The 10,294-nt window shown below is 74.3% G+C and carries 8 protein-coding genes; 2 read left to right on the top strand and 6 right to left on the bottom strand.

The features are described from left to right. Positions 1–231: 231 nt before the first annotated feature. Both ADK86_RS16950 and ADK86_RS16945 read left to right on the top strand, forming a co-directional pair. Positions 232–1,488 carry a DUF4185 domain-containing protein gene (locus ADK86_RS16950; RefSeq protein WP_053697325.1) on the top strand — a complete coding sequence of 419 codons (1,257 nt, stop codon included), beginning with the start codon at positions 232–234 and terminating at the stop codon, positions 1,486–1,488. Positions 1,489–1,525: 37 nt separating this feature from the next. Further along, positions 1,526–3,280: an SMI1/KNR4 family protein gene (locus tag ADK86_RS16945; protein WP_053697324.1), complete on the top strand. Its 1,755-nt coding sequence runs from the start codon at positions 1,526–1,528 to the stop codon at positions 3,278–3,280. A gap of 31 nt (positions 3,281–3,311) precedes the next feature. Here the strand turns inward: ADK86_RS16945 and ADK86_RS16940 are convergent, their stop codons facing one another. The 6 genes from ADK86_RS16940 to ADK86_RS16915 all read right to left on the bottom strand — a co-directional run bounded on the left by ADK86_RS16940 (position 3,312) and on the right by ADK86_RS16915 (position 10,280). Further along, entirely contained in the window at positions 3,312–3,710 is a 399-nt protein-coding gene (locus tag ADK86_RS16940) for a VOC family protein (protein ID WP_053697323.1), read from the bottom strand. Between the two features lie 88 nt (positions 3,711–3,798). Then, positions 3,799–5,499 carry a CocE/NonD family hydrolase gene (locus tag ADK86_RS16935; protein WP_053697322.1) on the bottom strand — a complete coding sequence of 567 codons (1,701 nt, stop codon included), beginning with the start codon at positions 5,497–5,499 and terminating at the stop codon, positions 3,799–3,801. Between the two features lie 156 nt (positions 5,500–5,655). Beyond that, positions 5,656–7,233, bottom strand: coding sequence for a GMC family oxidoreductase (locus tag ADK86_RS16930; RefSeq protein WP_053697321.1), 1,578 nt, complete (start codon positions 7,231–7,233; stop codon positions 5,656–5,658). Between the two features lie 82 nt (positions 7,234–7,315). Further along, a complete protein-coding gene (locus ADK86_RS16925) occupies positions 7,316–7,903 on the bottom strand; it encodes a GerMN domain-containing protein (RefSeq protein WP_063789021.1) in 588 nt (195 codons plus the stop codon). Positions 7,904–7,905: 2 nt separating this feature from the next. Then, on the bottom strand, positions 7,906–9,576 hold the full coding sequence (locus tag ADK86_RS16920; protein WP_053697319.1) for a sensor histidine kinase: 1,671 nt from the start codon (positions 9,574–9,576) through the stop codon (positions 7,906–7,908). Then, the gene (locus ADK86_RS16915) at positions 9,573–10,280 is read right to left on the bottom strand and encodes a response regulator transcription factor (RefSeq protein WP_003983685.1); all 708 of its coding nucleotides are present in this window, start codon (positions 10,278–10,280) and stop codon (positions 9,573–9,575) included. Before ADK86_RS16915 ends, ADK86_RS16920 begins: the two co-directional genes overlap by 4 nt. Positions 10,281–10,294 lie beyond the last annotated feature (14 nt).

Here is a 10,294-nt window from a genome sequence, read left to right as displayed (position 1 = left end):
AGGCGAACGGTCGTTAGCCGCAGCAGGGCCACGGGCTGTGACCTTGCCCTCGTTGACCTGGGATTGCTCCGTTGGGAAGCTCTACGATCGCCCTTCCGGCGGTGTTGCTACCCGTCGGTAGACATCCGTGGTGGGCGGTTCGCCGCATTCTTGGCAGGTCGGGATGGTTCGCGGCCCTCGCCGAGGCGGGTTCTGTACGGTGGGCGGCGCGCCACTGTGACGAGGAGGGACATGCGCGTGCCGGTGAGGCGGACCGTCGCCGTGGCGGCGGCGCTCGCCCTGATCGCCGGCGTCGTGCTGCTCCTCGCACTCCCCGAGCGCCCCGGCCCGGCGTGCACCGCGCGCAAGGTGGCCTCCTGGTCGGCCGAATCCGGCTTCACCCAGGAGTTCACCCGTTACGGCAACGACAACACCCGGGTGGACGACTGGACCGCAGGCGACGGCACCCACTCCGTCCGGCTGCCCGACGGCCGCACCCTGTGGTTGTTCTCCGACACCTTCACCGACCGCGTCCAGCCGCCGCCCAACCCCTTCGGACAGCCGCACCACTGGCGCTCCTCCGATACCGGCCGCACCCCGGCCCTGATCCACAACTCGCTCGTCGTCATGGACCGTTCGGGCCGTCTGGAGCGCACCCTGACCGGCGCGGGCGGCTCGGGCCCATTCTTCCCCGACCTGCCGGACGGCTGGCGCTGGCCCGTGCAAGCGCACGTGGAACCCCGTACACCCGGTTCACCCGAACAGGTCGTCCGGGTCCTGCTGTGGAACCGCGCGCCGGGCCGGAACCCGTGGATCTTCGGCGTCCCCCGCGCGACCGAGGTCGCCACGCTCTCCCTGCCCGGCCTGTGGCTGGAGGGCATCACGCCGGTCGTCGACCAGACCTCCGTACCCGACCCCGCGCGCCGCGTCCTGTACGGCACCGCTTCCGTACAGGACGGCGCGTGGACGTACGTCTACGGCGGCGACGACGGGCCGTCGCGCCCCACCTCCAACGCCTACCTGGCACGGGTGCCCACCGGTCAGCTCGGGCAGGCCGGGGCCTGGCAGTACTGGGACGGGCGGGACTGGCAGCCGCACGCCGGCCGGGCCACGCCTGTGATTCGCGCGGGCAAGGGGCGCGGTGTGGGCAGCTCCTTCACCGTCGTACGGGACGGCGCCACCTGGGTGCTGCTGTCCATGGACACGCCCGGGGAGCCCGGCAACGCCCTGTCGTCCATCACCACCTACTGGTCGTGCTCGGCCCAGGGACCCTGGCACGGCCCGACCGGACGCATCACCCCGCCCCGCCCGGCCGACCCCACCGGGCAGCACCGCGTCGCCGCGTACAACCCGCAGGCCCACCCGGAGTTCAGCACCCCCGGCCACCTCCTGCTCAGCTACGACATCAACTGGCTCGGCCCGCCGGGCACCCCCTCCGACGCCCAGCTCAACGGCGACGTCGGGCTCTACCGGCCGCGGTTCCTGCGGCTGCGGCTGGGAGCCGGCTGAAGGGGCGTTGTCAGTGCCGGGTGCGACGATCGCACACATGACTGGGACAGCGGGCGCGGATCACGACTGGCAGGGCTTCCTCACACGGTGGAGCGGGGAGTGGGCGGATGCCTACGAGCCCGATGACCTGGACGACGGGGACGACGCCGAGGCCCACCGCGCCCGCTGGCTGGGCTTCGCGCCCGCGGCGCCCGAGCGCATAGCCGCTCTCGAAGAGCGTCTGGGGCACCGGCTGCCACCGTCGTACCGCACGTTCCTGGAGGTCAGCGACGGCTGGCGGCACGCGGGCGGGTTCGTGTGGCTGCTGGCGGGCACGGCGGAAGCCCGCTGGCACGAGGACGACGCGGGGCTCGCCGAGATCTTCCAGGAGAACCTGACCGAGGACGCGACGCGCCAGGAGATCCTGGAGGCCACGGTCTGGACCCGCGCCCTCGAACTGGCCGTGGAGTCCGACGCCGTGGACGTCATGCTCGACCCGGAGGACGTGGACGAGCACGGCGAATGGGCGGTCTACACCTGGGCCCCATGGCGGGCCGCCCCTCCCGAACGGCACGCGTCCTTCTGGGAGTTCATGCAGGACGCCTACCGGGAATTCCACCAGTTGCGGGCGGACCGGCCGGATTTCGTGAACGCCACGACGCGGGAATGGGACCGGCGGGTGGAAGAGGCCCGGCGGGACGCGCTGCGGGGCGCGTACGAGCGGGCCGAGGCGGTGCTCGCGGAGGCGCAGGAGTTCGGCAGACCCCGGGCCGGGGCACTGCGGAACCAGATCACCTGGCTGCTCGGAGACCGGTACCGCCGCGACCCCGGCGGACCGGCCGGGGAACTGGAGCACGCGCCCGGACCGTTCGGCGACGCCGTGCGGCAGGCCCGGGAGCAGGCCCGCTGGGGCGATACGGACGCGGCCTGGCGGACGCTGCTCGCCGCGCTGCCCGCATGGCAGCCGCTGGAGCCCGACCATCTCGCACCGGTCGGACTCGCCGCCGATCCGCTGCTCGGCCCCGTGCTCACACCGGAGCGGTGCCGGACGCTGCTGGCCACGCCCCGGGGCGAGGAGGCGACCGGGGCCGTCGCGGCAGCGGTCGACGTGGACCCGGGAGGGCTCGCGTGGCTCGCGGAGGCGGACGGTGGGCACCGGGAGTACCGCTTTCTGCTCGTGGAGGGCGTGGAGCCCGCGGCGCTGCCCGCCCTCCTCGGCGCCGAGGAGGGCGCGACGCTGGAAGAGCCGATGACACGGTGGGACGCGCGCCGGGCCCTGAATCCGGGCGGGATGTCCTCCTCGTACGACGACAAGGCGGTGGCCGTGGTCGGCCGGGCCGGGGACGGCTGGAGCTTCGCGTTCGACGGCGATCCGCAGCCGTTCGACGAGACGCGGTTCGTCTCCCCGGCCGTCACCGCGTCCCGGCACGGCCGTGCCGTGGTGGTCTGGGCCGCACCCGACAGATTCGACAGGGGAGCGCTGTTCCACCTGTCCGTCGCGGAGCACGGCACACAGCGGTATGCGTTCACGGTCTTCGGCGAGCGGTGCGAGCGTTCCGGGGAGATACCGGAATCGCTGCTGCCGGAGCGCCTCTTCCCCGAGGTGCGGGACGGCGACCGGTACGCGGAACGGCACGGCGAGGCCGGTGCCCTGGCCGCCGTCGCCGCGGCGTTCGGTGTCACGCTGCCCCGCCTGGCCCTCGACCGCGGGTGGCTGCACTCTTTCACCACCCGTTCCTGGACCCGTCCGCCGGGTCCGGGCGAGGGGTATGTGGTCATCACGGTGGGCCCGCGTCGACCGGACATCGGCTGAAGCGGCGGCGCACGGGGCGGGCGGTGCGGGGTCAGTCGGTCTTCGGGCCCGATCGGAGTGAGCAGCGCAGCGAGAAGGGGTGTCCGGCCGGGTCGGAGTAGACCCGTACCTCGCGGGGGCCGGTGTCGTCCTTGGTGTCCAGCGGGCGTGCGCCGAGGCTGACCGCCTTGCGCTCCGCCGCGTCCATGTCCGCCTCGTCCACCAGCAGGTCCAGATGGGCTTGGAGCGAGCTGTCGGGGCGCGGCCAGGTCGGCGGCGTCATGTTCAGATCGCGGCGGAAGGACATGTGGGTGCCGTTGGCGACGACCTCCACCCGGTCGGGCAGGTGCTCGGTGCGGATCTCGCCTTCCAGGAAGTCGGCGTAGAAGTCCGCCAGTTTCTCCGGCTCGGCGCAGTCGAGCACGATGACGGCCGCTTTGACCAGTCCCATGGCATCTCCTCGGCCCCGAGGGCCCTCGGCGGGGCACCGTCGCCGGTGCCGGCCGCGCGGCGCGCGGACGCGACGACGAGTACCGCGCTCAGGCCGGTTCACTCCCGCCGGGCGGACCCGGCGCGGTCATCAGCGGCAGGACCACCGCGGAGGGGCGGCCCGGCTCGTGGAAGACCTCGAACCGTATCGGGCGGCAGGCGACGGCGGTGGCGGCCGGCGCACCGGTCCCGTGGTGGCGCGCGTACCGGGGGAACGCACCGCCCGCCACCTGCACCCGCAGGCTGTGCCCGCGCAGGAACCGGTAGCCCGTCGGGTGCATCTCCACCCGGGCCGTCACCACGCCGTCGGCGTCCGCGGGCGGCGCGCCGGGGCGCAGGCGCAGTATCCCGTCGGTGACATTGCGGGAGATCCCGGCCCGGTCCACGTCGCAGAGCCGTACGAATACATCGCCGTGCCCGGAGTCCGTACGCACGTGCACCTCGGCCGACACCGGGCCGATCAGGTCCAGGTCGCGGGGGAGCGGCCGGCCGGTGAAGACCAGCACGTCGGGCCGCTGTTCGACGGCCGTGTTGTCCTGCTGCCGGACCTCGCCCGGCAGCAGCAGCGGCCCGCCGGTCGACGGGGTCGGATCGGCGCCGTGGTACGTGAAGCGGTCGGGCGTGCTGTCCGGCGGCTCCGGCCAGTCGAGCCCGCCGGACGGCTGGAGGCGCAGCGGCGTCGGTACGGACTGCGGCGGCGGCCACCGGTCGAAGTCGAGCCAGCGGCCCGCCCGTTGGAGGTAGAGGCGGACCGGGGACTGGTGCAGCTGCGTCACATCGCCGGCCAGCTGCGCGCTGAGCCACGACACATGGTCGGTGAGGGTGGCCTTGAGCGCGTTGCGGTCGTGGGCCCACGGCCCGATCGTGATCCGCGAGCGGCGCCCGGCGGCGGTCAGCGCCGCGAAGTCCCGCAGCTGCCACGGCAGGAAGATGTCCCACCAGCCGGTGACCATACTGGTCGGCGTGGCCATGTCCAGCGCCGCCGCACTGTGGTCGATGGGCGCCCAGTACGTGTCGTCCGGCTCCGCGTGCGCGCTGACCTCGCGCAGGAAGCGCTCCGGCCGCCCGATCGCGGCCAGGTCGGATTCGCCGACGGGCAGCGTCCGCATCGCGCGCTGGACCCGCCGGTCGTGCAGCGGATTGGGCAGCAGCCCGCCGAGCGGCGCCTCCTCCTGGGTGCCCGTGGCGGAGGACCACACCAGCATGTTGTGCAGCGCCAGCACCCCGCCGGGATAGAAGGCCGCGGGGAAGGCGGAGGTGGTGATGCCCAGGCACATCGCCTCCAGCGGCGGGTCCAGGTACGGGCCGATCGCCCACTCGGTGTGCCCGAGGTAGCTGGCGCCCGCGGTGGCCAGCCGGCCGTCGCACCACGCCCGCTCGCGCAGCCACGCAGCGGTGGCCAGCCCGTCCTCCTTCTCGTGCACGAAGGCGTGGAACTCGCCGCCGGAGCCGAAGACGCCGCGCACGTTCTGCGCCACGACCTGGAAGCCGCGCCGGGCCAGCACGCCCGCGAACAGTTTGATGTCCGGCTTGTGCTTGCCGTACGGGGTGCGCAGCAGCACCACCGGCAGTGGCCCGGCGCCGCGCGGCCGGTAGCGGTCGGCGAGCAGCACGGTGCCGTCCCGCATGGGAATGCGCAGGTCACGGACGCATTCGATGTCGAAGGTGACCGGCTCGGGCATGTCCAGGTAGCGGTCCACGAGGCGGCCGAACCCCCGCCGGGTTCGTTCGCGGAGCACGGATTGCGTCATCGGGCCCTCCCGTCGTCCGTTCCGTCTTCCCTCCGGAAACCGTTACGCGTGGTACGCGGGTGTCACTCCCTGTGCCGTCCCCGGGTGTGCCCCCGGGTGGTCCAGTGTCCGGCTTTCCGGAAGATCGCGCATGTACACGCCGGGCGGCGGCGCACGTCAGGCGCGCAGCAGGTCGGCGGCCCGCTCGGCGATCATCACGGTGGGGGCGTGGGTGTGCCCGCGGGTGATGGCCGGCATGACCGAGGCGTCCGCGACGCGCAGTCCGGTGACGCCGCGCACCCGCAGGCACGGGTCGGTCACGGTGTCCTCGCCGGTGCCCATCCGGCAGGTGCCCACCGGGTGGTAGAGGGTTTCGGCGAGGGCGCGGACGGTCTCCCCGGCCGTCTTGTCGTCCTGCTCGCCCGGCCACGGCTCCAGCGGCTTCGTGACGTGCGGGGCCAGCGCCTTCGTCCCGTACAGCCGCTCGGCGAAGCGGACCCCGGCCAGCAGCCGCCGCAGGTCGGCGTCGGACGTGAGATAGCCCGGGTCGATGCGCGGCGGCGCGTCCGGGCCGTCGCCCAGGGTGATCCGGCCGCGGCTCTCCGGCCGCAGCAGGATCACGCCGATGGTGACACCGTGCTCGGCCGGCGGCTCCAGGCCGTGGTGGACGAACGGGACCGGCGCGAAGATCAGCTCCAGGTCCGGTACCGGCAGGTCCTCGGAGCTGCGCAGGAAGGCGACGGCCTCCCCGATGTTGGAGGTGAGCGGGCCGCGGCGGGACAGCAGGTAGCGCGCGATGTTCGCGGGGGTGTCGGCGCCGGTGAGGGTACGGGGGAGCGCGGTGCGCATCAGGACCGGTACGGACAGGTGGTCCTGGAGGTGGCGGCCCACCGCGGGCAGTTCGGCCACCGGCGCGACACCGGCCTCCGCCAGCTGGTCGGCGTCGCCCACACCGGAGCGCAGCAGCAGCTGCGGGGAGCCGATCGCGCCCGCGCACAGGACGACCTCGCGGCGGGCCCGCAGCCGCCCGCCGGGCAGCTCGACACCGTACGCCCGGCCGTCCTCGAAGAGCACCCGGCGGACCTCCTGGCCCGTGACCACCCGCAGGTTCGCACGGCGCAGCGCCGGGCGCAGATAGCCGTCGGCGGCGCTCCACCGGCGTCCGCGCCGCTGGTTGAGCGGGGTGGGCGCGCAGCCGCTGTGGTCGGGACCGTTCAGCTCCGCGAGCCGCGGCAGTCCGGCCTCCGTACACGCGTCGAGGAAGGCGCCGGTCAGCGGGTGGGCGTCGCGCGCCGGGGAGATCCACAGCGGCCCCGTCGTGCCGTGCACCCGGCCGCCGGGCGGTCCGGCCCAGCGTTCCGCGCGCCGGAAGTAGCGGGCCACCCCGTCCCAGGACCACTCCTTGCCGGCCGTCTCGGCCCAGCCGTCGTAGTCGGCGCGGTGGCCGCGCACCCACATCATCGCGTTGAGCGAGGAGGAGCCGCCCAGGGTCCGGCCGCGCGGCCAGTACAGTTCGCGTCCGTGCAGGCCCGCCTGGGGCGTGGTGGTGAAGTTCCAGTCGTAGGGCGTCCGGAAGAGCTTGGGGAAGGCCGCCGGGACGCGGACCTCCTGTTTGCGGTCCGGGCCGCCCGCCTCCACCAGCGCGACGCGCACCGACGGGTCCTCGGACAGCCGGGCCGCGAGCACACAGCCCGCGGAGCCGGCGCCGACGACGACGTAGTCGTACCCCTGGTCGTACACCCCTGTACCGGCCATCCGCGCCCGCCTCCCGATGTCCCCGGCCCGCCAACGCCCCCCATGTCCGCGGGTGATCGTAGGGGAAACGGGCGGGGCGGCGTCAGCCCGCCGGGGTGGCGGAGGGCGACGGGCCGGCCTGGATGAGCGGGAAGGCATTGGTGCCGCCGCACACCATCGGGCCGACCTTGACGCCGTCGCCGACCAGGGTCACCCGGACTTCCGCGGGGTGCCGGCTGCCGGGCACCGAGGCGTTGGCGGCGGTGCACACCAGCTGGCTCATCGAGGGGGTGTCGAGGCGCTTGGCGTTCATCGGCAGGCGGAGGGTGACCTCGTCGTCGCGTACGTCCGCGGTGATCCGGCCGGGCAGCACCGGCAGGACGTTGCTGAGCCCGCGCTGCCGTTCGGCCTCGTTGGGGCCCTCCATCAGGAGCCGGATCGCCTCTTCCGGGCCGACCGCCGCCTTCGCGGGGCGGCTGGCGGCGCGCAGCCCGGCCGGGCCGAGGAAGTACAGCTGCACGTCGGGCACCGGCTTGCCGGGCGCCTTGACGCCGTACGCCGGTTCGCCCGCGTCGATCACGCCGGTGGGCGCGATGCCGCAGCCGGTGAGGGTGCTCGCGGACAGTCCGCCCAGCACGCCGGCCAGTGCTCCGGCCAGCGCGATCCGCCGGGCGCGTGCGGAGTTCGGCATGTTCACGTCTGGTCCGCCTTCCCGGCCGGCGCGGCCGGCCCTCGTCCGCGCGGCCCGTCCGCCGGGGCCTTCGCCAAGCGGTCGCCGCCGTCGTCCGCGCCGCTCTCCGTACGGTCCGCGGCGTCCACGGGCGCGTCCACCGGTTCCCCGGCCGCACCGGAGGCTTCGGGCGGCTCCGTACCACCGCCCGCGCCCTGCTCGGGCAGCGGCAGTTCCAGGGTGAACACCGCGCCGCCCTCAGGGCAGTTGGCGGCCCGGATGGTCCCGCCGTGCAGCCGCACGTTCTCCATGGCGATGGCCAGGCCCAGCCCGCTGCCCTCGGAGCGGGCGCGCGCGGAGTCCGCCTTGTAGAAGCGGTCGAAGACGTGCGGAAGCACCTCGGGATCGATGCCGGGGCCGCTGTCCACGATCCGGATCACCAGCCGCCCGTCGCCCGGCTCCGGCGCCCGCAGCAGCACCCGTACCGGCTCCCCGCCGTGGTGCAGCGCGTTGCCGACCAGGTTGGCCACCACGACGTCCAGCCGCCGCGGGTCCAGCCGCGCCCGAACGCCGTCCGGCAGTTCGGTGCCCACCCGGTCCTGCCAGGCGCGGGCCTGGAGCGTCTTGCGGATCGTCTCGGCGACGTCCACCTCGTCCAGGTGCAGCGCCGCGGCCCCGGCGTCGAAGCGGGAGACCTCCATCAGGTCCTCCACCATCCGCGCCAGCTTGCCGGTCTCCTGGCTGATCAGACGGACCGCGGAGGCGGTGTCCGGGTCGAGCGCGTCGGCGTCCTCGTCGAGCACGTCGGTGACGGCGCTCATCGCCGCCAGCGGCGTGCGCAGCTCGTGCGAGACATCGGCGGCGAACCGCCGCGCGTTGGCCTCCATGCGCCGCAGGTCCGCGACGCTCTCCTCCAGCTTGGCGGCCATGTCGTTGAACGTCCTGGACAGATCGGCCAGCTCGTCGGCGCCCTTGACCTCCAGCCGGGTCTCCAGCTTGCCCTCGGCGATCCGCCCGGCGGCCTGCCGCAGCCCGCGCACCGGGCGCAGCACCCCGCGGGCCGCCAGCAGGGCCGGGATCACGGCCAGCCCGAGCACCGGCAGGGCACCGCGCTGCGCGGCGCTCACCAGCGCCTCGACGTTGGCCTCCTCGGCGCGCAGCGGAAGCTGGGCGTAGACGGACAGCGGGGACGCCTTGCGGCTCCCGTCCTGCGACTGGAGCACCGGCATGCCGATCAGCAGCCACGGGTCGCCGTTGCGGTCGGCCACCCGCTGGAATGCGGTCACATGCCGCTTCTCGACGGACTCCCGCAGCTCCTCGGGGACCTCCACCGGGCGGCGCCAGCTGCGCACGTGATCGGCGACGCCCTCGTACCGCACGTTGACGTCCCAGTCCCGGGCCCGGCCGGAGCGGTCCAGCTGCCGGGCGAACTCCTCCAGGTCCTCCCGGGTGGGCGGCACCGCGAGGTCCGGCGCGAGCGAATTGACCTGTCCCCTGAGGTCCTGGATCGCGGTGTCCTGGGAGCGCTGGAGGATGGCGTTGCGGGCCTCGCGGTAGGTCAGCGCCGCGGTGGTCAGCGCGCTGACCGCGGCGACCAGCAGGAACGCGACGACGAGCCGGGCCCGCAGGCCGCGCGGCAGCGAACGCGGCAGCAGCGTGCGCCGGGTGCCGCCCGCCGGCCGGGGGCGCTTCACAGGGGGCCGAAGCGGTAGCCGAAGCCGCGCACGGTCTGGACGTACCGGGGGCTGCGCGGAGTGTCCTCGATCTTGTTGCGCAGCCGCATCACACACGCGTCCACCAGGCGCGCGTCGCCGTGGTAGCTGTGCTCCCACACGTGCTCCAGCAGCTGCTGGCGGCTGAAGACCTGTCCGGGCGTCGCGGACAGGAACAGCAGGAGCTTCATCTCCGAGGGGGCCAGCGGCAGGTCGGCGCCGCCCTTGGTGACGACGAGCCCGGCGCGGTCCACGGCCAGTTCGCCGTAGGTCTCCACGGGGGCGGGGCCGGGCTCGGCGGGGCCGGCGGTGCCGTCGGCGGGCAGCGCGGTGCGCCGCAGCACCGCGCGGATGCGGGCTTCCAGTACTTCGCCGCGGGCGGGTTTGACGATGTAGTCGTCGGCGCCGGCCTCCAGCCCGAGTACCACGTCGAGGTCGTCGCCGCGGGCGGTGAGCATGATGATCGGCAGCTGGCGGTCGGCGCGGATGCGCCGGCAGACCTCGAAGCCGTCCTTGCCCGGGAGCATCAGGTCCAGCAGCACGATGTCGGGGCGGAAGGCGGGGAGCAGGTCGAGGCCGTCCTCGCCGCTGGCCGCGGCCGTCACCTCGTGGCCGCGGCGGCGGAGCGCGAGGCTCACGCCGTCGCGCACCGCGGCGTCGTCCTCGATGAGAAGTACTCGGGGCATGGGACCAGTATCAA

The organism is Streptomyces sp. NRRL F-5755 (genome assembly GCF_001279365.1).
GTDB lineage: Bacteria > Actinomycetota > Actinomycetes > Streptomycetales > Streptomycetaceae > Streptomyces > Streptomyces rimosus.
The sequence above is the reverse complement of the archived record's forward strand: the minus strand, read 5'-3'. Positions and strand labels throughout refer to the sequence as shown.